Origin of the sequence: Nonomuraea sp. NPDC059023 (assembly GCF_042740095.1) — a bacterium.
In the GTDB taxonomy this organism is placed as follows: Bacteria; Actinomycetota; Actinomycetes; order Streptosporangiales; family Streptosporangiaceae; genus Nonomuraea.
In genome coordinates this window covers 91,765-111,964 of sequence record NZ_JBHYIO010000042.1, presented here as the reverse complement: position 1 = coordinate 111,964, position 20,200 = coordinate 91,765, and the positions used below count along the sequence as shown (strand labels likewise).

The 20,200-nt window shown below is 72.2% G+C and carries 20 protein-coding genes; 14 read left to right on the top strand and 6 right to left on the bottom strand.

All coding sequences use genetic code 11. The annotated features are described in order from the left end of the window. Positions 1–107: 107 nt before the first annotated feature. Positions 108–848, bottom strand: coding sequence for a phosphotransferase (locus tag ACFWYW_RS48205; RefSeq protein WP_379627090.1), 741 nt, complete (start codon positions 846–848; stop codon positions 108–110). 126 nt (positions 849–974) lie between these two features. Between ACFWYW_RS48205 and ACFWYW_RS48200 the strand changes: the two genes are divergently transcribed. From ACFWYW_RS48200 to ACFWYW_RS48175, 6 genes are all read left to right on the top strand, one after another. After that, on the top strand, positions 975–1,325 hold the full coding sequence (locus ACFWYW_RS48200; RefSeq protein WP_379627092.1) for a hypothetical protein: 351 nt from the start codon (positions 975–977) through the stop codon (positions 1,323–1,325). Next, a complete protein-coding gene (locus tag ACFWYW_RS48195; RefSeq protein ID WP_379627094.1) occupies positions 1,322–2,791 on the top strand; it encodes a multicopper oxidase family protein in 1,470 nt (489 codons plus the stop codon). Before ACFWYW_RS48200 ends, ACFWYW_RS48195 begins: the two co-directional genes overlap by 4 nt. 70 nt (positions 2,792–2,861) lie before the next feature. Continuing rightward, positions 2,862–3,482 carry a TetR/AcrR family transcriptional regulator gene (locus ACFWYW_RS48190; RefSeq protein ID WP_379627096.1) on the top strand — a complete coding sequence of 207 codons (621 nt, stop codon included), beginning with the start codon at positions 2,862–2,864 and terminating at the stop codon, positions 3,480–3,482. Between the two features lie 32 nt (positions 3,483–3,514). Further along, entirely contained in the window at positions 3,515–4,270 is a 756-nt protein-coding gene (locus ACFWYW_RS48185) for a hypothetical protein (protein ID WP_379627098.1), read from the top strand. Between the two features lie 131 nt (positions 4,271–4,401). Further along, on the top strand, positions 4,402–4,986 hold the full coding sequence (locus tag ACFWYW_RS48180) for a hypothetical protein (RefSeq protein WP_379627100.1): 585 nt from the start codon (positions 4,402–4,404) through the stop codon (positions 4,984–4,986). A gap of 108 nt (positions 4,987–5,094) precedes the next feature. Further along, positions 5,095–7,596: a chitinase C-terminal domain-containing protein gene (locus tag ACFWYW_RS48175; RefSeq protein ID WP_379627102.1), complete on the top strand. Its 2,502-nt coding sequence runs from the start codon at positions 5,095–5,097 to the stop codon at positions 7,594–7,596. Positions 7,597–7,630: 34 nt separating this feature from the next. On the opposite strand, the gene ACFWYW_RS48170 is transcribed toward ACFWYW_RS48175, so the two are convergent. Together ACFWYW_RS48170 and ACFWYW_RS48165 are read right to left on the bottom strand one after the other, a co-directional pair. Then, complete coding sequence (locus ACFWYW_RS48170) at positions 7,631–8,113, bottom strand: hypothetical protein (RefSeq protein WP_379627104.1); 483 nt, start codon at positions 8,111–8,113, stop codon at positions 7,631–7,633. Positions 8,114–8,199: 86 nt separating this feature from the next. Continuing rightward, entirely contained in the window at positions 8,200–9,132 is a 933-nt protein-coding gene (locus ACFWYW_RS48165; RefSeq protein WP_379627106.1) for a formylglycine-generating enzyme family protein, read from the bottom strand. Positions 9,133–9,186: 54 nt separating this feature from the next. Here ACFWYW_RS48165 and ACFWYW_RS48160 point away from each other — a divergent pair, with 54 nt between their 5' ends. From ACFWYW_RS48160 to ACFWYW_RS48140, 5 genes are all read left to right on the top strand, one after another. Beyond that, a complete protein-coding gene (locus ACFWYW_RS48160; RefSeq protein ID WP_379627108.1) occupies positions 9,187–9,744 on the top strand; it encodes a PadR family transcriptional regulator in 558 nt (185 codons plus the stop codon). Next, positions 9,741–11,495 carry a sulfatase gene (locus tag ACFWYW_RS48155; protein ID WP_379641305.1) on the top strand — a complete coding sequence of 585 codons (1,755 nt, stop codon included), beginning with the start codon at positions 9,741–9,743 and terminating at the stop codon, positions 11,493–11,495. The genes ACFWYW_RS48160 and ACFWYW_RS48155 overlap by 4 nt, the downstream gene beginning before the upstream one ends. 70 nt (positions 11,496–11,565) lie before the next feature. Then, the gene (locus ACFWYW_RS48150; RefSeq protein WP_379627110.1) at positions 11,566–12,888 is read left to right on the top strand and encodes an MFS transporter; all 1,323 of its coding nucleotides are present in this window, start codon (positions 11,566–11,568) and stop codon (positions 12,886–12,888) included. A gap of 68 nt (positions 12,889–12,956) precedes the next feature. Beyond that, positions 12,957–13,415, top strand: a complete 459-nt coding sequence (locus ACFWYW_RS48145) for a hypothetical protein (RefSeq protein WP_379627113.1) — start codon at positions 12,957–12,959, stop codon at positions 13,413–13,415. Positions 13,416–13,491: 76 nt separating this feature from the next. Then, the gene (locus tag ACFWYW_RS48140) at positions 13,492–14,523 is read left to right on the top strand and encodes a medium chain dehydrogenase/reductase family protein (protein ID WP_379627115.1); all 1,032 of its coding nucleotides are present in this window, start codon (positions 13,492–13,494) and stop codon (positions 14,521–14,523) included. A gap of 18 nt (positions 14,524–14,541) precedes the next feature. On the opposite strand, the gene ACFWYW_RS48135 is transcribed toward ACFWYW_RS48140, so the two are convergent. After that, positions 14,542–15,564, bottom strand: a complete 1,023-nt coding sequence (locus ACFWYW_RS48135; protein WP_379627117.1) for a 2-oxoglutarate and iron-dependent oxygenase domain-containing protein — start codon at positions 15,562–15,564, stop codon at positions 14,542–14,544. 195 nt (positions 15,565–15,759) lie between these two features. Then, positions 15,760–17,133, bottom strand: a complete 1,374-nt coding sequence (locus ACFWYW_RS48130) for an MFS transporter (RefSeq protein ID WP_379627119.1) — start codon at positions 17,131–17,133, stop codon at positions 15,760–15,762. Positions 17,134–17,218: 85 nt separating this feature from the next. On the opposite strand from ACFWYW_RS48130, the gene ACFWYW_RS48125 reads away from it, so the two are divergent. Beyond that, complete coding sequence (locus ACFWYW_RS48125) at positions 17,219–17,971, top strand: AraC family transcriptional regulator (protein ID WP_379627121.1); 753 nt, start codon at positions 17,219–17,221, stop codon at positions 17,969–17,971. Positions 17,972–17,975: 4 nt separating this feature from the next. Here ACFWYW_RS48125 and ACFWYW_RS48120 read toward each other — a convergent pair whose 3' ends face one another. Next, complete coding sequence (locus tag ACFWYW_RS48120; protein ID WP_379627124.1) at positions 17,976–18,305, bottom strand: hypothetical protein; 330 nt, start codon at positions 18,303–18,305, stop codon at positions 17,976–17,978. A gap of 123 nt (positions 18,306–18,428) precedes the next feature. Between ACFWYW_RS48120 and ACFWYW_RS48115 the strand changes: the two genes are divergently transcribed. Further along, the gene (locus tag ACFWYW_RS48115) at positions 18,429–19,202 is read left to right on the top strand and encodes an SGNH/GDSL hydrolase family protein (protein WP_379627126.1); all 774 of its coding nucleotides are present in this window, start codon (positions 18,429–18,431) and stop codon (positions 19,200–19,202) included. Between the two features lie 26 nt (positions 19,203–19,228). Then, positions 19,229–20,194 carry a GNAT family N-acetyltransferase gene (locus tag ACFWYW_RS48110; RefSeq protein ID WP_379627128.1) on the top strand — a complete coding sequence of 322 codons (966 nt, stop codon included), beginning with the start codon at positions 19,229–19,231 and terminating at the stop codon, positions 20,192–20,194. Positions 20,195–20,200: the final 6 nt, after the last annotated feature.

Below are 20,200 nucleotides of genomic sequence, written 5' to 3'. Positions count from 1 at the left end.
CTCCCCAGCCCGGCAGGGCCACTCACCGGTGTCCGGCCGGGCCACCCACGCCCGGCCGGACACCGGGCCATCCACGCCGGGCCGCCCCTGCCTGGCCGGGCGCCGGGTCAGCCCAGTGTCCGGTCGAGGGCCGCGCGGTGGTGGCGTACCCAGGCGTGGGAGGCCTTGACCTGCTCGACCGTTCCCGCCTCCCGCAGGCTCACCATCGCGGGGTCCCCGGCATCGGCCGCCGCCGCGATGCCCCGCCGGCAGCGGTCCTGCCACCACAGCACCGTCTCGGTCAGCTCGGCGCGGTCGGCCAGGCCGTAGCCGTCGCAGATCACCCGGGCCCGCCGGCCCGCCTCGGCCGGGTCGGCACCGTCCCACCAGCCCGCGTACTGCCAGCACAGCCGGGCGACGTCGTGGATCCGCGCGCCCGGCGCGGCCAGGTCCCAGTCGATGAACGCCACCGGCCGCAGTCCCCGCCCGAGGTCGCGGTAGACGATGTTGCCCGGCCACAGGTCGTTGTGGCAGACCACCTCGCCCGCGCCCGCCAGCGGGCTGCCGGCGGTCAGGTCGTGCAACTGCCTGGTCAGCTCGCCGGCCCGCGCCAGGCTGGCGTCCGCGCCGACCGCCTCGGGCTGCTCCGGCGCCCACGCCACATGCCCGTCCAGGAAGGAGAGCGTCTCGCGCCCCTGCTCATCCACGCCCAGATACCGCGGCGCCCCGTCCCACCCGGCCCGCTCCAGGAAGCCGAGCAGGTCGCGGACGAACCCGGCGTCGCCGTAGTAGCCGGGACGCCGCCGTACGGTCCGCCCGACCCGGACCGCGCCGCTGACCCTGCCGCCCGCCAGCCGATGCTCGCCCATGCCCACCAGTCTGCCGGGTACCGCCCCGGCTGTAGCGGGTGGCCCGGAACTCGTACCGGGGGAGTAGGCGCCGCATCACCGCTGGTGGGACGTCCGCGTAGCCGGGGCTGGATGAAGATTTCCGGCATGAGGTTCCTGCGCATCACGCTCACCCTGCAGACCCTGGTCCTGCTGCTCCAGGCGGTCACCGCCGGCATGTTGCTGTCCTCGCCCGGCGGGCGGGCCGCGCACAGTGTCACGGCCATCGCGGTGGCGCTCGTCGTGCTGGTCAACCTGGTCGCCGCCCTCGTCGCGCGCCGGCGCGCGGCCATCGGGCCCGCCGCCGGCATGCTGGTGCTGACCCTGGCCCAGATGGCGCTCGGCATGGCCCACATGAAGACGCTGCACGTGCCGCTCGGCGTGCTGATGTTCGGCGGCAGCCTGATCCAGACCGTCCAGATCTGGGCGGACCGCCGCCCCGCCGCGGCGGCGGCGTGAACGTCTCGCGGCGGCGGGCGCTGGGGCTGCTCGGTCTGGGGGCGGTCGCGGCGCTGGGCGTCCCGGGGTGTTCGCTGACCGGGCGCACCCCGCTGCCCAAGATCCTCGCCAGTACGGCCCCGCTGCCCCGGCCGTTCGCCGTTCCGCTGCCGCTGCCACCGGTGGCGAAGCCGTACCGCAGCGACGGCACCACCGACTACTACGAGCTCGTCCAGCGCGCGGCCGAGGCGGACATCCTGCCCGGCCTGCGCACCCCGATCTGGGGCTACGACGGGAAGTTCCCCGGCCCCACCGTCCGGGCGCGCAGCGGCCGGCGGACCGTCGTGCGCGTGCGCAACACGCTGGGCGCGCCGACCGTCACCCACCTGCACGGCGGGCACACCCCGCCGGAGTCCGACGGCTTCCCGACCGACCTGGTCGCGCCGGGTACCCAGCGCGACTACGTCTTCCCGCTGGAGCAGCGGGCGGCCACGCTCTGGTACCACGACCACACCATGGACCACACCGGCCCGCAGGTCTGGCGCGGCCTGGCCGGGTTCTTCCTGGTGGGCGACGAGGAGGAGGCGGCGCTGCCGCTGCCCTCCGGCGAGCGCGACGTGCCGCTGATGATCTGCGACCGCGCCTTCCACACCGACGGCACCATGCCCTACCCGGTGCGCGACAACGGGCCCGGCGCCCGCGAGGCGTTCATGGGCGGTCTGCTCGGCGACGTCATCCTGGTCAACGGCGCCCCGTGGCCGGATCTCGCGGTCGACCGGGCCCGCTACCGGCTGCGGCTGCTCAACGGCTCCAACGCCCGCACCTACGAGCTCGCCCTGCCGCCCGGCGGCAAGATGGTGGTGATCGGCAGCGACGGCGGCCTGCTGGCCGCCCCCCACCCCGTCGAGCAGGTACGGCTGGCGCCGGGCGAGCGGGCCGACGTGGTGGTGGACTTCGCCGCCTACCGCGTCGGCGAGCACGTCGAACTGCGCAACCTCCTCGGCGAGGAGGGCCCGCAGGCGCGGGTGATGCGGTTCACCGTCGCCCGCGAGGCTCGTGACGACTCCGCGATCCCCCAGACGCTCTCCCGGATCGAGCGCCTCGACCCGGCCACGGCCGCGGTGACCCGCGACTTCTCCTTCACCAGCGGCACCCTGCACGGCCACACCGGCTGGATGATCAACGACAAGCCCTTCGACGTACGCCGCGTCGATGCCAGGCCCAAGCTCGGCCAGGTCGAGATCTGGCGGCTGACCAGCGACGTCTCCCACCCGGTGCACCTGCACCTGGCGCCCTTCCAGGTGCTGTCGGCCGGCGGCGAGCGCCCCGAGGGCCCGCCGGCCTGGAAGGACACGGTCGAGCTGCGCGAGACGCAGACCGTGGAGATCATCACCCGCTTCACCGGCTACCGCGGCCGGTATGTCATGCACTGCCACAACCTGGAACACGAGGACATGGCCATGATGAGCACCTTCGAGGTGGTGTGAGCGGGTAAGCCGGACAGCCATACGATTTCTCGTACTGGTGAGCCGTACCGTACGGAGATACGATCGCGGCGTGAGTTCAACATCCGTCCCCTCGCGCCGCCGCAGGGTCGGCGGTGGCCGCCGGGCAGAGGTGCTCGACGTGGTCGTCGCCGTCCTGTCCGAGCGCGGTTACGAGCACACGCGTTTCACCGACGTCGCCAAGATGGCGGGGGTGGCGGTGAGCACGTTGCAGTTCTACTTCGGCTCGCGTGACGACATGCTCGTCGAGGCGCTGCACCACTCCACGGAACGGGAGGTCGCCCGCCTGGAGCAGGCGGGCCATCAGGAGCCGACGCCGTGGCTGCGCCTGGTCGCGCTCGTGGACGGAGGGCTGGCGCCGATGCCGATCGGCACCTGGCGCATGCTGATGGAGTTCTGGCACGCGGCGGTGCACGATCCCGAGCTGCGTTCGCACAGCGTGAGCCTGCAGCAGCGCTACCGGCGGCCGTTCGCCGAGGCCATCCGCGACGGCGTCGAACAAGGCGAGTTCCACGTGGCCGACGACGTCGAGGACGTGGTGACGGCGCTCATCGCGCTGCTTGACGGGCTGGTCATCCCGCGCGTCCTCGACCATGACTACTTCGACGCCGGCCGGTTGCGCGTCGTTGTCCTGCGGCAGCTCCGCGCGCTTCTCGGAGTCGCCGATCCATGAGTCAGCACGGACAGGAATGAGGAGGGGTACGCGTGCTCAGTCCGGTCGTTTCCGGCGCACCCGCATTGGTGGACATCGCCACCGCGAATCGCGCGGCGACATGCGACTTCTATTCCGGTCTCTTCGGCTGGACCTATGCGCCGGCGGGCGACTACGTCTACGCCGAGCTCGACGGTGACGTCGTGGCCGGCGTCCGCGACGGCGAGCAGGCCGTATGGACGCTCTACGTGCACGCCGGCGCCGTGGAGACGGCGGCCAAGGGCATCGAGGAGGCCGGCGGGCAGATCGTCTTCGGCCCGCACCTGGCTCCCGGGCAGGGGGAGGCGCTCGTCGCCGCCGACCCGGCGGGCGCGGTCTTCGGCCTGTGGCGCGCCGACGGTGCCGGCGGCTTCGGCGGCTTCGGCGTGGGCAGGCCGGGCACGCTGACCTGGGCGGAGCTGCGTACCATCGACGGCGGGCGCATCGACGCGTTCTACGGGCGGCTGTTCGGCTACGAGCAGCGGCAGATCGGCGACGGGCGGCACTTCGACTACACGGTCTGGTCGGCCGGCGGGCAGACCCGGCTGGGCCGTCACGCGGACAAGTCCTACGTCCTGCCGTACTGGCTCGTGTACTTCGCGGTCGATCCGGCCGTGGGCACGGACGCGACGGTGGTACGCGTGACCGACCTCGGCGGATCGGTGATCGGCGATCCCATCGACGTCTCCACCGGACGGATGGCTCTGGTGGCCGACGTCTCGGGGGCCGTGTTCGCGCTCATCGACGACGCGCGGCCGAGGGCTTCGTAGGCGTCGGCCGCGGTGCGTGCCGTGTGAGGCGTCCCCGGGTGGCGACCGCAGCCGCCGCCCGGGGATCAACGTGCGCGTGATCCGCACATCTTCCCGCAGAATCCTGCACGCGGCGGTTCTAAGGTGGGCCGGTGATCTCCAAACCCGTCCTGGCGGCCGTCCCGCTGGCCGTGATCGCGCTCGGCGTCGCGCTGCACACCGGCTGGCTGGTGACGCGGTTCTGGATCCTGGCGCTGCCGCTGCTGGCCCTGATCCTCGTACTGCTGGTGACGTTGTTCGGCCTGGCGATCTGGCGGGCCGGGCGGGACGCGCGCCGCTGGCCGGTGGTGGCCACGGCCCTGCTGGCGCTGGCCGGTCTGGGCGGGGCGCTCTTCCTGCATCTTGAGCCGCAGGCGCGGGCCCGGGTGCGGTTCTGGGTGGAACGGCCGGCCTTCGCTGTCGCCGCCGAGACGCGGGTCCCGGAGGGGGAGTACTACGGGGCCGAACTGCCGGCCGGGATCTGCTTCGTCTCGGCCAACTGCCGCGTCGCGGTGATCGGCACCAGCGGCGGGCGGCCGGTCCGGTTCGTGCCCGACTGGATCGGCGTTCCGGACGACGCCGTCGGATACGGGCACTTCACCGGGCGGCCGGAGGCGGGTCCCTACGACGGGTTCGGCACGAGCCTGTGCCCGTCCTTCGAGCTGGCCGGCGGATGGTGGTGGCTCGGGCGCTGCTGACCGCTGAATTATTTGGAAACTTTCCTAAAAGAAAGCGTTGACGCACCTGGTGAGAGCGCCTACCTTCGCGCACAAGAGCGCATTATCACCCCCCTTGGATGGCGAACCATGCGTAAGCGAGCGCGTCTGTCCTTAGCCGCCGTGGCGGCCTCGATGGCCCTGGTCGCGGCGACCCTCGCCGGATCCGCCGCGGCGGCCGTCGACCACGAAACCTGCCGCCCCGACGGGCTCCACCGAACGCCCGGCGTCAGCGTCCCCTACTGCTCCGCCTACGACGAGCAGGGCCGCGAGAGCATGGGCGCGAACCATCCGCGCCGTGTGATCGGCTACTTCACCGGCTGGCGCCACGGCGGGAACGGCCAGCCCGCCTACCTCGCCCAGAACATCCCGTGGTCGAAGATCACGCACATCAACTACGCCTTCGCCCACGTGGGCGCGGACAACAAGATCTCGGTGGGCGCCGACTCGGCCACCAACCCGGCCACCGGGCTGGACCTGGCGGGCAACGACCCGGCCCTGCCGTACAAGGGGCACTTCAACGCGCTCACCACGCTCAAGAGGGCCAACCCGCACGTCAAGACGCTGATCAGCGTCGGCGGGTGGGCCGAGACGGGCGGGTACCTCGACGCGAACGGCAACCGGGTGGCCTCCGGCGGCTTCTACACGATGACCGACAGCCAGGCCGCGATCGACACCTTCGCCGACTCCGCCGTCGCCTTCATCCGGAAGTACGGCTTCAACGGGGTCGACATCGACTACGAGTACCCCACCTCGATGAAGGACGCCGGCAACCCGGCCGACTGGCAGATCGCCAACGCCCGGCGCGGCCGGCTCATGCAGGGGTACGCGGCGCTGATGAAGACGCTGCGCGACCGGCTGGACAGGGCCGCCGCGGCCGACGGGAAGTACTACCAGCTCACCGCGGCCGTGCCCGCCTCCGGGTATCTGCTGCGCGGCATGGAGACCTTCCAGGTCACCCAGTACCTGGACTTCCTCAACATCATGTCCTACGACCTGCACGGCGCCTGGAACGAGTTCGTCGGCCCGAACGCCGCGCTCTACGACGACGGCAAGGACGCCGAGCTGGCCAAGTGGGGCGTCTACACCACCTCCCAGTACGGCGGCATCGGCTACCTCAACACCGACTGGTCCTACCACTACTACCGCGGCGCCCTGCCGCCCGGCCGGATCAACATCGGCGTGCCGTACTACACCCGCGGCTGGAAGAACGTCACCGGCGGAACCTCCGGCCTGTGGGGCAAGTCGGTCGGCACCACGTGCCCGACCGGCCTGACCACCTGCGGCGACGGCGCCACCGGCATCGACAACCTGTGGCACGACAAGGAGAACGGCCGCGAGGTGGGCGCCGGGTCCAACCCGATGTGGCACGCCAAGAACCTCGAACGCGGCATCGCCGGCTCCTACCTGGGCGCGTACGGCGTCACCGAGGGCATCACCGGCACCTACACCCGCAACTACGACACCACCCTCGTCGCCCCGTGGCTCTGGAACAGCGGCAAGAAGGTGTTCCTGTCCACCGAGGACGAGCAGTCGCTCAAGGCCAAGGCCGAGTACGTCAGGGACAAGGGCCTCGGCGGCATCATGATCTGGGAGCTGGCCGGCGACTACAAGTGGACCGGCAGCGAGTACTTCATGGGCGACACGCTGACCACGCTGGTGCACGACACGCTCAAGACGGCGGCGCCGTACACCGCGACCAGGGCGAAGACGGCGCTGCCCGCGGAGAAGATCGACGTGGGCTTCGCCGCGGAGCAGTTCCCCGTCGGCGACAGCAACTACCCGATCAGCCCCAAGCTCAAGATCACCAACAGGTCGGCGTTCACGCTGCCCGGCGGCACCGAGTTCCAGTGGGACTACGCGACCGCCTCGCCGCCGAACGCCAAGGACCAGTCCGGGTTCGGGCTGCGGGTGATCAGCAGCGAGCACACCGGGGCCAACAACATCGGCGGGCTCAAGGGTGACTACCACCGCGTCTCGGTGAAGCTGCCCACCTGGCAGACGCTCGCCCCCGGCGCCTCGGTGACCATGGACTACGTCTACTACCTGCCCGCGCCGGGCCCGAACAACTTCACCGTCACCTTCGGCGGCAAGAGCTACGGCGTGGTCCAGGACCTGGCCCGCGGCGGGGGTGTGGTGACCCCGTCGCCGACCCCGACGGTCACGCCGACCGGCGGCACCTGCACCGATCCGGCGTGGGAGGCCGGGAAGGTGTACAACGGCGGCCAGCGCGTCTCCCACAACGGCCGTGCCTATGAGGCCCGCTGGTGGACGCAGGGCAACCAGCCCGGCACCAACGACGTGTGGCGCGACCTGGGCGCCTGCGCCGGCACCCCGACCGCGACCCCGACCGCGACGGTGACTCCCACTCCGACGGCCACTCCCAGCCCGACGGCGACCCCCACCCCGACGGCCACGCCCACGCCCAGCGTGACCTACACCGGCGGCACACCCGAGTGGGCGCCCGGCGTCAGCTACCAGACCGGTGCCATGGTGCGTTACCAGGGCATCACCTACCGGTGCAGGCAGGGGCACACCTCCCAGGTCGGCTGGGAGCCCACCAACCTCTTCGCGCTCTGGCAGCCCATGTAGTCCCACGAGGGCCCGGCTCCGGCCGGGCCCTCGGCTAGCTCACGCAGTCCTGCCAGACCACGGCGATCGACAGCTGTTCGAGCTTTTTCTTACCGACGAAGAAGGTGTAGTACGCCTTGGGGTTGCCGGGCACGCGGACGTACGGGTTCAGCCCGCGCGGTGTCCTCACCTTCGGGTAGGCCCGCCTGATCTGCCGCATCGTGGCGCCGATCCCGATGCCCTCCGGCGTTCTCATGCCCTTGCCCGCGAAGATGACGGCCACGCCGCGCTTCTTGGAGATGTAGAGCCCGACGCTGTTCTTGCCCGTCGGATGGGCCTTCAGATCCCAGCCGGAGCAGCTGCTGTGCTTGTCGCGCCACTTGAGAACGACCGTTCCGGTGGCCTTGGCCCGCTTGGCGGTCATTCCGAGCTTGAGCTTGCCGACGCCGTACGGTCCGAGGGTGGGCCCGGAGGCGAGCGCGGGGGTGCCCGAGAGCAGCAGCGCCCCGCCGGCCAGGGCAGCGATGAGCATCTTCATGGCGTTCTTCCTTCCGGTGGTCGCGTGCCGTACGCAGGGTTGGAGTGCCACGGCCGGGTGGAGGTTCGGCTCCATGCCGGTCGGGTCTACGCCGGCCCTGCCGTGCGGAATCCGCAGTTGCCGCTGCTGGAGCCGGGGAAGCCGGCGGAGCGGGCGGCGACGCGGTAGCGGTGGCAGTAGGAGTCGTGGCACAGGTACGACCCGCCCCTGATCACCTTCCGCTCACCGGCGGGCGGGCCTTCCGGGTCGGCCCGCGCGGCATCGGCGTAGGCCGTGGCGGAGAACCAGTCGGCACACCATTCCCACACGTTTCCGGCCATCTCATACAGTCCGTAGCCGTTGGCGGGGAAGGAGCGGACGGGGGCGGTCGCCAGCCAGCCGTCCTCGCCGGTGTTGTCGTGCGGGAACGAGCCCTGCCAGATGTTGCACATCCACCGGCCGCCGGGCGTGAGCTCCTGGCCCCAGGCGAACCGGCGCTGGGACAGGCCGCCGCGGGCGGCGTACTCCCACTGGGCCTCGGTCGGCAGGCGCCGTCCCGCCCATGCGCAGTAGGCGGCGGCGTCGTTCCAGGAGACGTGGACGACGGGGTGGCCGGGCTCGGCCTCCGACAGCGGCCCGAAGGGGTGGCGCCAGTCGGCCCCGGCGACCGTGGCCCACCAGGGAACCTCCGGGTCGAAGCCGAGGATGTCGGCGCGGGTGGCGGCGACGGCCAGGCGGAAGACCGCGGAGTGGCCGGCCCGCTCGGCGTCCGTGCGGTAGCCGGTGGCCCGGGTGAACGCCTCGAACATGGCGACGGTGACCGCGGTGGCGTCCATCGGGAAGGGCGCCAGCCGTACCGGATGGACCGGGGTCTCCCCGTCGGCGGGATAGCCCTCGCCGAAGGCGTCGCCCATGAGGAACGTGCCGCCGGGGAGCGCCACGTCGTCGTGGGCGATCGGGACCGGTGAGGGGGCCGGGAGGGCGTGGGGGCCGGTGGTCTGTCCCGCCACCGGCGTGCAACAGGGCATTGACGGCTCCATGGCAGGAGTATATGAATCAACTCACATAAGTGCATCTGCACATAGGAGACTTCGTTGAGGTTCGAGTACGTCCTGCTGGCGTTGCTGGCCGGCCGCCCGTTCAGTGGCTACGACCTGCGCAAGTGGCTGGAGGTGGAGGGGCAGTTCGTCCGCTCGCGCGCCCACCACAGCCAGATCTACCGGCTGCTGGCCCGGATGGTCGCCGACGGATGGGTGGAGTTCGAGGTCGACCCGCGGGAGGGCCGGCCCGACGCGAAGGTCTACCGGCTGACCCCCCACGGCGAGCGGGTGCTGCTGGAGTGGGTCCGCTCGCCCTACGAGCCGTCGAGCCGTTTCCAGGACGCGGACTTCACCGCCCGGTTCGGCTTCGCCGTGGCGCTCGACCGGCAGGCGGCGCTGGAGATGCTCCGCGTCGAGCTGGCCTACCGGTACGAGCAGGTCGCCCGCAGCCGGCACCGCGACAGGACCCTGCGCTTCGAGAACGCGCTGCCCCAGCTCGATCAGGCGAGCGCGCAGGAGGTCTTCGACCGCATGCACGACTACGGCGCCGCCGCCATGGACGCGTGGGTGGCGTGGCTGGAGGAGACGCGGACGTGGCTGGAGGCCCGATGAAAGCGATCATGGTGATGTTCGACAGCCTGAACCGGCACATGCTGCCGCCCTACGGCGGAGACTGGACGCACGCGCCGAACTTCGCCCGGCTGGCCGAGCGGGCGGTGAGCTTCGACAACTGCTACGCCGGTTCGATGCCGTGCATGCCGGCCCGCCGCGAGATCCACACCGGCCGCTACAACTTCCTGCACCGAAGCTGGGGCCCGCTGGAGCCGTTCGACGACTCGATGCCGGAACTGCTCAAGCAGAACGGCGTCTACACGCACCTGGTCAGCGACCACCCGCACTACTGGGAGGACGGCGGCGCCACCTATCACGGCCGCTACAACACCTGGGAGTTCTTCCGCGGCCAGGAGGGCGATCCGTGGAAGGGCCGGGTGGCCGATCCGGAGACGCCCGAGGACCTCAAGCGCGTGCGCCACACGATCTACCGTCAGGACTGGGTCAACCGCCCGTACATGGACACCGAGGCGAAACACCCGCAGACGCTGACCTTCGACGCCGGGCTGGAGTTCGTCAGGACCAACGCCGCGCAGGACCGCTGGTTCGTCCAGATCGAGACCTTCGACCCGCACGAGCCCTTCTTCACCCACAAGCGGTACAAGGACCTCTACCCGCACGACTACGACGGCCCGCACTTCGACTGGCCCGACTACAAGCGGGTGACCGAGACGCCGCGGCAGGTGGACCACGCCCGCTACGAGTACGCGGCCCTGCTGTCGATGTGCGACCACTCCCTGGGCCGGGTGCTGGACACCATGGACGAGCTGGGCCTGTGGGAGGACACGCTGCTGATCGTCTGCACCGACCACGGGCTGCTGCTGGGGGAGAAGGGCTGGTGGGGCAAGTCGGTCCAGCCCTGGTACAACGAGCTGGTCCACCTGCCGCTGTTCGTGTGGGACCCGCGCGCCGCCGCCGCGGGCGAGCGGCGCGACGCGCTCGTGCAGACCATCGACCTGGCGCCCACGCTGCTGGAGTACTTCGGCCTCGACCGGCCGGCCGACATGCAGGGCATCCCCCTCAACTCCGGGACCACCAGGCGGGCCGGCCTCTTCGGCATCCACGGCGGCCACGTCAACGTCACCGACGGCCGCTACGTCTACATGCGCGCGCCCGCCTCTGCCGCCAACGAGCCCCTGCACGAGCACACCCTCATGCCCACGCACATGCGCGGCCGCTTCTCGCCCGCCGAGCTGGCGAACATCGAGCTGGCGGAGCCGTTCGCCTTCACCAAGGGGGTGCGCACGATCCGGGTGGCGGGCCGTACCTTCGTCGACGCCCACCACTTCGGCACGCTCCTGTTCGACCTGGAGACCGACCCCGAGCAGCGCGCGCCCCTCGTCGACGACGCGGCCGAGCTGCGCATGGCCGGTCTGCTGGTCGAGCTGATGCGGGCCGGCGACGCGCCCGCCGGCCAGTTCGAGCGGCTCGGGCTCCCCGTCACCGGCGCGGTCACGGAGGAACACCTCCTCGTACGCGCCCAGCTCGACCGGGCCGAGCGGAGCGCCCAGCCCCTTCCCCGGCCCGAGGACTACCCCGAGGGCAGGCTGTCGCTGCGCACCCCGGTCAAGGCGCTGATCGCCGACCCGGTCGCCGTCGAGGTCCTGCGCAGGCACGTGCCCGGCATCGTCGACTCCGAGCTGCTGCAGATGCTCGGCGCCACCCCGCTGATCGACGTCGCGGCGATGGCCGGCGGGCTGCTCCCACCTCCCAGACTCCGCGCGATCGCGGAAGAGCTCGCCGAGCTCTGAGCCGGTGACGGGGCGGCCACCCCGTCACCGGCGAACACCTTTCCTCCTCCTCGCAGAAAGAGGTGGCGTGATGTCTCAGGCTACCCAACAAGCGCCCGCCGAGATCCGCGGACGATGGCGCCAGCTGTCGCTGCTGGGCGGCGCGATGCTCGTCGACAGCACCGAAGCCAGCTTGGTCAACAGTCTCTTCCCGGTGATCCGGCAGTCGCTGGGGCTCTCGCTCGGCGCGCTCGGCATCCTCACCGCCGCCGGCAAGATCGTCGGTGTGTTCACGGGGCCGTTGTGGGTGTGGGTCGCCCGCCGCTGGTCGCGCAAGAACGTCCTCGTCGTGGCCACGGGGCTGTGGGGCGTGTGGGGCATCGCCGCCGGCTTCTCCCAGAACTTCGCCCAGTTGCTGATCTTCTACACCATCCTCGCCGCCGGGTACGCCGCCGCGCACCCGATCATCACCGAGATCATCGGCGACCTGTTCGACGGCTCCGCGCGCGGAAAGGCCGTCGGGCTGCTCTACGGCGTGATCGCGCTGGCCGGATCGGTCCTCGGTCCCGTCAAGGGCCAGCTCGCCAACGTCGGCGACGGCTGGCGCTGGGGGCTGTGGGGCATCGGCGCCTTCAACGTGCTGCTCGGCATCGGCATCTGGCTGTGGTTTCGCGACCCGGGCATCGGGGCCGCCGAGCGGCAGCTCGCCGACCTCGACCCCGAGGTGCGCGCCGCCCAGTCCAGGCTCACCTGGACCAAGGCGCTGGCGCTGCTGCGCATCCCCAGCTTCGGCATCCTGCTCGGCTCCCGTCTGCTGTCGGGCCACCTGCTCGTGGGGGCGTTCGGCGTGGTCTTCCTCGTCGACGTGTACGGCTTCAGCACCGCCGTGGCCTCCATCGTGCTGCTGCCGTTCGGCGTCGGCTACTTCCTGGGCAACGTGGCCGGCGGCTTCCTGGGCGACTGGGCCGCCCGGCGCAGCCCTCGCTACGGCCTGGTCGCCGTGCTGCAGGCCGCCCAGTTCGGCTTCGCGGCGGCCGCCTTCCTCGGCACCCAGATCGCGTTCGCGTCCATCGTGCCGTTCGCGGCGTTCTTCGGGCTGATGGGCGCCACGCAGGGCGTCAACCCCGGCATCAACCGGCCGATGGTCATGGCGATCACGCCTCCCGAGCTGAGGGGCGCGGCCTTCGCCATCTACATCTCGATCTTCGAGGCGATCGGCTGGGCCGCCTTCAGCCTCGGCGCCGGCTTCCTCGGCGACGTCTTCGGGCTCAAGCAGGTCTTCCTGTGGATTCTGGTCCTGCTGATGCTGGCCAACGGGGCGTACCTCACGCTCCTCTACCGCCCGTACGCCCGCGACGTGGACCGCCTCCAGCACGAACTGGACGCCCGGCGGGCCGCGGCCCTCAGCGGCTGAGAGCGGGCTGCAGCCGCCGTGCAAGCGATGACTGATCGACTGGCGGCCTCGGAACGGAGGGAAGTGCATTGGGATCGATCGTCTTCGGCACCTGCGCCGCCATCGCCGCGCTCGTCGGCGTGATCCTGTTCGTCAGGTTGCGGCGCAAGCCGCAGACCCGGGTGGGGGCGTACGCCGGCGCGGCGATCCTCTTCCTGGGCGCGGGGGTGCTCACCATGGGGTCCATCTCGTTCGCGAGCCTGGAGTCGGCCGCGCTGGTGACCTTCACGCCGGAGGAGCGCGCGGCGGCGGTGCCGTGTGAGGCGGCGGTGCTGGGGGCCGAGGAGACGGGCAACAAGCACAACGGCCGCTACGTCTGGCTGCTCCGGCTCCGTGTGACGCCGCGGGCCGGCGACGCGTACGAGATCGAGCGCACGGTGCGGCTCGCCTCGTCCATGGGCGAACGCCTGGAACGGGGTGACGCCGTGCTCCCCTGCCTGACGGCCCCCGCCGACCACACCAAGATCGAGATCCCGGCCCTGGCCTGACCGACTGGTTGACACCTGCCTCCCGCCGTGTTGTTATAGGTTCTAACAAACACGAGATCTAGTAACGGAGGTTGCGATGGGCGCCGAGGAACTCGTCGAGGTCGTCCTGCCGGGCAAGGTCGAGCCGGAGGGGCTGCGGATCCGGCACGGGCAGGTGCCCGTCGCCGGACCCGGTCAGGTTCTGATCCGGATGGAGGCGACCGGCGTCTCCTTCGCCGAGCAGCAGATGCGCCGCGGGCGCTACTACGACCAGCCGGCGTTCCCGTTCGTGCCCGGCTACGACCTGGTCGGCACGGTGGTGGACACCGGCGCGGGCGTGGAGCCCGGTCTGGCCGGTGTCCGGGTCGCGGCGCTGGTCAAGGTCGGGGGCTGGGCCAGCCACGTGCTCGTGGACGCGGCGGACGTGGTGCCGGTGCCCGACGGGATCGGCGCCGCGCAGGCGGAGACCCTCGTCGTCAACGGCATCACCGCCTGGCAGATGCTGCACCGCAAGGCCCGCGTCCGCGCCGGGCAGACCATCCTCGTGCACGGCGCCAACGGCGGCGTCGGCTCGGTGCTCGTCCAGCTCGCGCGGGCCGCGGGCGTCCACGTCATCGGCACCGCCTCCGCCCGCCACCACGACGCCCTGCGGGCCCAGGGCGTCGTGCCCGTCGACTACCGCGCCGGCGACGTCGCCGCGCGCGTGCGCGAACTCGCCCCCGGCGGGGTGGACGCCGTCTTCGACCACGTCGGCGGGCGCGGCATCGTCGACTCCTGGCGGTTGCTCGCCCCCGGCGGCACCCTCGTCTCCTACGGCAGCGCCTCCACCCGCGACGACGAGGGGTCCAAGCAGTGGCCCGTTCTCAAGCTGCTCGGCCGGGTCTGGCTGTGGAACGCCCTGCCCAACCGGCGCCACGCGTACTTCTACAACGCCTGGGCGGGGCACGCCCTGGCCAAGGACCGGTTCCGGGCGCGGCTGCGCGCCGACCTCACCCAGGTCTTCGCCGCGCTCCAGCGTGGTGACATCACCGCCCGGATCGCCGCCCAGCTGCCCCTGGCCCGGGTCGCCGACGCCCTGCGGCTGGCCGAGTCCGGCACCGTCGCCGGGAAGGTCGTGCTGACGCCGTAGCCCGGCGGGCCGTCCGCCTCAGCTAGGGTACGGCTCGCGCAGCCTCGCCAGCCGTCCCTCCTCGTGGATGCGCCGGGTGGCGGCGCGTCCGGGGTAGCAGCGCATGAACATGTTCGTGAAGTGCGTCCCGTAGTGCAGCGGCGGGCCGCCGCACGGGTCCTCGAGCGAGCGGCCGAAGCTCGGCTCGTGGAAGTACGCCATCGCGAACCGCTCACGATCGGCCAGCGCCACCTTGTGCGGCGTGGACAGCAGGTAGCCGCCGGTCAGGAACTGCAGGATGTCGCCGGGAAACACGGTGAACACCCGCGGCACCGGCCGGACGAAGATCCACGGCGGCTCGTCCTCGTACAGGCCGGCGGTGCTCTCCGCCTCCAGCCAGTTGCGCGGCCGCTTCTCGCCCTCGACCGGCGGCCGGATGTACAGGCCGCCGACCTCGTCCTGCGCGGCGATCACCAGCAGGCCGTAGTCGGTGTGGGCGCCGATGCCGCGCGCGGTCCGCGCGGAGCGCGGCGGGAAGCGCAGTACCCGCATGTGGTGCCAGCCGCCCGTGGTGTGCGCGGTCAGCGTGTCCGGCCCGCCCAGCCCGAGACCCAGGGCCGCCAGCCGCAGCAGCCGGTCGCCGATCGAGCCGAGCGCGGCCGTGAACGTCTCCATCCGCCGCTGGTAGTGCGGGCCCGGCCAGGGCACGGGGCCGTGGCAGGGCCAGCGCTCGCGTACCCGCGCGTCGTGCACCGGCACGTCCGGGCAGACGGTGAAGATCTCGGAGTAGTCGGTCTCGCCCGCGGTGACCTCCTCGCCCGAGGCGACGTAGCCGCTGTAGCTCAGGTCGCTGACATAGCTGGACTTCTCCGGCAGTGACAGGGAGAAGAACTCCCTGCTCGCCTCGAACGCCGCGAGCGCCGTCTCGTGCTGGGGCGCGGTGGCGGCGACCTGGAAGATGCCGTCCCTGCGCCACGCCGCGATCATGGTACGGCCGAGCTCCAGGTCCGCCCGCGTCCCGGTGATGGCCTCCGGCAGGCTGAACGTGCTCAGTTCGATCATCTCGTCCCCCTCGCTGGAGCGGTGTGCGATTCGGCCACCTGTACGCGGACCGCCCCCCGCCCAGCCGACCCGATCCGGCCGGCTGCGCCCAGCGGTCGAACTCCCGCGCCCGGCGGCAGCCGCCCCGCGCCCGGCGGCAGCCATCCCGCGCCATCCCGCGCCGGACGGCGCCACACCGGCTCCCAGCGGCGTCCGTCAGTGGAGGCCGGGGTTCTCAAGGGTCTTCGTGCGCCGGCCGTACCGGCTGGAGCGCAGGGCGGTGGCGACGAGGACGGCGGCGAGCACGACCAGGGCGGCGCAGATGACCAGGGCGAACGCGTAGCCGCGCTGGGCGGCCAGCGTCACCAGCAGCGCGATGCCCACCGCCCCGCCGACCTGCTGCACCGAGGTGAGGACGGCCGAGCCGACCCCGGCGTCCTCCGAGGTGGTGCCCGAGACGGCGGCGGTGGTCAGGGCGGGCAGGCTCAGGCCGCAGCCGAGGCTGGTGACCAGCATCCCGGGCAGGACGCCGCTCGCATAGGCGTCACCGGGTGCCACCCCGGACAACAGCAGCAGCCCGGCCGCGCTGACCGTCAACGCGACCAGGAGCGCGGGCCGCGTCCCGAACCGGGTCACCGCGCGGGACGACAGCCACATCCCGGCCAGGATCCCGCCCCCGTAGGGCAGGTACGCCACCCCGGCCACCAGCGGGCTGTACCCGAGCCGCGTCTGCAGGTGGACCATCAGCAGGAAGGCCATCGCGTAGAAGGCGGCCGAGAACAGCAGGGTCGCGAGGTTGGCCACGGCCCGGATGCGGACCGCCAGGAACGCCAGGGGCACGAGCGGCTGCGCCGTACGGGACTCGACCGCCAGGAAGGCCGCCGCCAGCAGCACGGCCAGCAGCAGCGGGAGCAGGACGGCGGCCGAGACCCAGCCCGCGTGCTCGGCCTGGAGCAGCCCGTAGACCAGCGCGAGCACCGCCGCGGTGCCCAGCAGGGCGCCGGGGACGTCCAGCCGGGCCCCGCGCGCGGCCCGGCTCTCGCCGACCAGGCGGGGGACGAGCACCAGGGCCAGCGCCGCCACGGGCAGGTTGATCAGGAAGATCCAGCGCCACGACGTCAGATCGGTCAGCACCCCCGAGATCACCAGCCCCATCGTGCCGCCCAGGGCCGCGATGGCGCCCCAGACGCCGACCGCCCTGGCGCGTTCGCCCTCGCCGGGGAACATCAACGTGATCAGCGACAGCGCGGCCGGGCTGGCCAGCGCGGAGCCCATGCCCTGCGCGAACCTGGCCGCCACCAGCTGCCACGGCTCCTGGGCGATGCCGCAGACCAGGCTGGCCACGCCGAACGCGGCCACCCCGATGAGGAACGCCCGCCGCCTGCCCAGCAGATCGGCGGCCCGCCCGGACAGCAGCAGGAAGCCGCCGAAGGCGAGGAAGTAGGCGTTGACCACCCAGGACAGCCCGGCGGCGGAGAAGCCGAGTTCGCCGCGGATGGCGGGCAGGGCGACGTTCACCACGGTGTCGTCGAGGACGAGCATGAACTGCACGACGCACAGAACGGCCAGTGCGGGGGTTTTCTTCGTCATCCGACGACGCTAGGCGCGGGCCGCCGATGGCCGCAATCCGCGATGGGGCCAGTTGATAGCGCGCTGAGGACATAGGCTGGCCCGCATGAAGACCGAGGTGCCACCCGGCGTCGGCGCGATCGTGGTCGGGCACTTCCCGCTGTCGTCGGGGGAGTGGATCCCGCCACACACCCACACGCACCACCAGATCGCCTGGACGCGGCGCGGGGTGGTCGGGGTGGCCGTGGGCGACTCCTACTGGGTGCTGCCGCCGACCGTCGCGCTGTGGATACCGGCCGGGGTGGAGCACCGCACCGGGGCGACCCGTGACGCGGTGCTGTGCGGCCTCTACCTGGCGCCGGAGCGCTGCACCCTGGACTGGCCGGAGCCCACGCCGGTGGGAGTGGACGGGCTGCTGGCCCATCTGTTCACCTACCTGGGGCGCGACGACCTGGCCGACGGTCCGCGACTGCGGGCCGAGGCGGTCGTGCTCGACCTGCTGCGGCCGCTGCCCGCGCTGCCCATCGACGTGCCGCGCCCGCGTGAGGAGCGGGTGCGGGCCGTGGCCGACGCGCTGATCGCCGATCCGGCCGACGCGCGCGGCCTGGAGGCGCACGCGCGGGCCGCGGGGGTGAGCCGGCGTACGCTCACGCGGTTGTTCGTCCAGGACACCGGGATGAGCTTCGAGCGCTGGCGGACGCATCTGCGGTTGCGGGCCGCCCTCCCGCTGCTCGCGGAAGGGCGGCCCGTCTCCGCGGTGGCGCGGGCGGTGGGGTATGCGACGGCAAGCGCGTTCCTCGCCGCCTTCCGCCGCACCGTGGGGACCTCGCCGGGCCGCTACCTGAACGCGGAGTCCTGAGACCCTAGACCGAGTACTTGCAGACCAGGGACTGGGCGCCGCCCTGGGCGTAGCCGAGGTAGGTGTAGGTGGGGTTGTAGTACTGACAGGCGGCCGAGGGGCTGCCGCTGCCGAGGTAGACCAGGCTGGAGGCGTACCGGTAGCAGCCGAGGCTGCCGTTGTAGAAGCCGACGATGGAGCTGGAGTTGACCTTGGCGGCGCAGTACTCGCCGAGGGAGAGCGGGCTCATGACGACGTCGATCGGGCCCGCGGCCCGTGCGGGGGCGGTGCTCACGGCGAGGGCGCCGAGACAGGCCAGCGCGGCCGTGGTGAGAGCGAGCGCGCGACGGGGCATACAAACCTCCAGGGGGCTCTGAACTGCGTTGATCGCAGTATTAATTAGGAAACCTTCCTATGCAATGGGCTTTCTGCGTACCCTTCACGCTGTGCTGGCCGCGGTCAGGGATACGGTCTGGGGGTGAGCACGTACCAGCGCTATGTCGCGCTCGGCGACAGCATGACCGAAGGCGTCGGCGACGACGACGGCCTGGGCGGCCACCGCGGGGTCGCCGACCGCCTGGCCGAGCACCTTGCCCGCCACAACCCCGACCTGCTCTACGCCAACCTCGCCGTACGCGGCCGGCTGGCCGCCCAGGTCCGCGACGAGCAGGTGCCGGCGGCGCTGGCGCTGCGCCCCGACCTGGTCACGGTCGTCGCGGGCATGAACGACCTCATCCGGCCCGGCTTCAGCGCGGCCGCGACCGCCGGGGTCCTGGAGGACATGTTCGCCGCCCTGACCGCCTCCGGCGCCCGCGTCGTCACCGTCACCTACCCCGACCTGGGCAAACTCTCGCCGCTCATCCGCCGGCTGGCCCCGCGGGTGCTCGACTTCAACGACCGCGTCCGCCGGGCCGCCGCCCGCCACGGCGTCACCGTCCTCGACGCCCACGCGTTCGCGTTCGTCACCGACCGGCGGATGTGGAGCAGCGACCGCATCCACGCCAGTCCCGAGGGCCATACCCGCTTCGCCGCCGGATTCGCCCACGTGCTGGAGCTGCCGGGCAGCGACGACGCCTGGACGCAGCCCCTGCCGCCGCTGCCCGCGCCCGCCGCGTGGCGGGTGGTCGCGACGGAGACGCGCTGGCTGGCCGGCTTCGTCGGACCCTGGATCGGCCGCCGGCTGCGCGGCCGGTCCTCCGGCGACGGGCGCACCGCCAAACGCCCCGCTCTCGCCCCCGTGGCCACCACCTGACGCAGGCGCGGCCTAGGGTGGTCGGCATGCCGTACAAGATCCAGGGAACACCGTCGGCGGAGGTGTCGGCGGAGCAGGCCGAGGCGTGGCACGGGGTGATGGCCGCGTCGCTGGGGCACGATCTTCCAGGTCAGCCGGTGCCCACGCGCGCCCAGCTGACCGTGCCGCCGTTACGGAGCCGCCGGTTGGTCTGGATGGCGGCCGAGCCCGGCGGGCCGGTGGCCGGGGTGGCGGCGCTGCGGTTGTTCGACGCGCCGGGCATGGACCATCTGAGCGAGCTCGACCTGCACGTACGCCCTGAGCGGCGGCGCGGCGGCGCCGGGTCGCTGCTGCTGGCGGCGGCGGTGTCGGCCGCGCGGGCCGAGCGGCGGCGGTCGATGATCACGGCGGTGGCCGCGGACGGTCCCGGGGACGCCTTCTGCGCGGCCCGCGGCCTGCGGCTCGTGCTGACGCTCCGGCACCTGCTGCTCGACCTGGCCAAGGCCGACTGCCGGGCGGCCGACACCCCGCGGCCCGGCTACGACCTGGCGTTCTGGACCGGAACCGTCCCCGACGGCCTGGCCGGCGCCTTCGCCGAGGCCAAGAACGCCATGAACGACATGCCCACCGGCGAGATGGACTACGGCGCCCGCCGCTGGGACGCCGCCGCCGTCAGGGAGATGGCCAAGGTGCTGGCCGATCGCGGCGACACCCTGCTGACCCTCGCCGCGCTGCACGGCGAGACGATGGCCGCCTACACCGAGATCGTGATCAGGGCGGGGGAGCGCCGCCGGGCCGCGCAGTACGACACCGCGGTGGTGCCCGCGCATCGCGGCCACGGCCTGGGTCTCTGGCTCAAGGCCACGATGGTGCGCAGGTTACGCGCCGAGCATCCCGGCCTGGCCGAGGTCGAGACCGACACCGCCGAGGACAACGTCCACATGCTGGCGGTCAACGAGCGCCTGGGCTACCGGGCCCACCGCAACACGCACCAGTACCAGTTCGACCTGTAGGAGCTT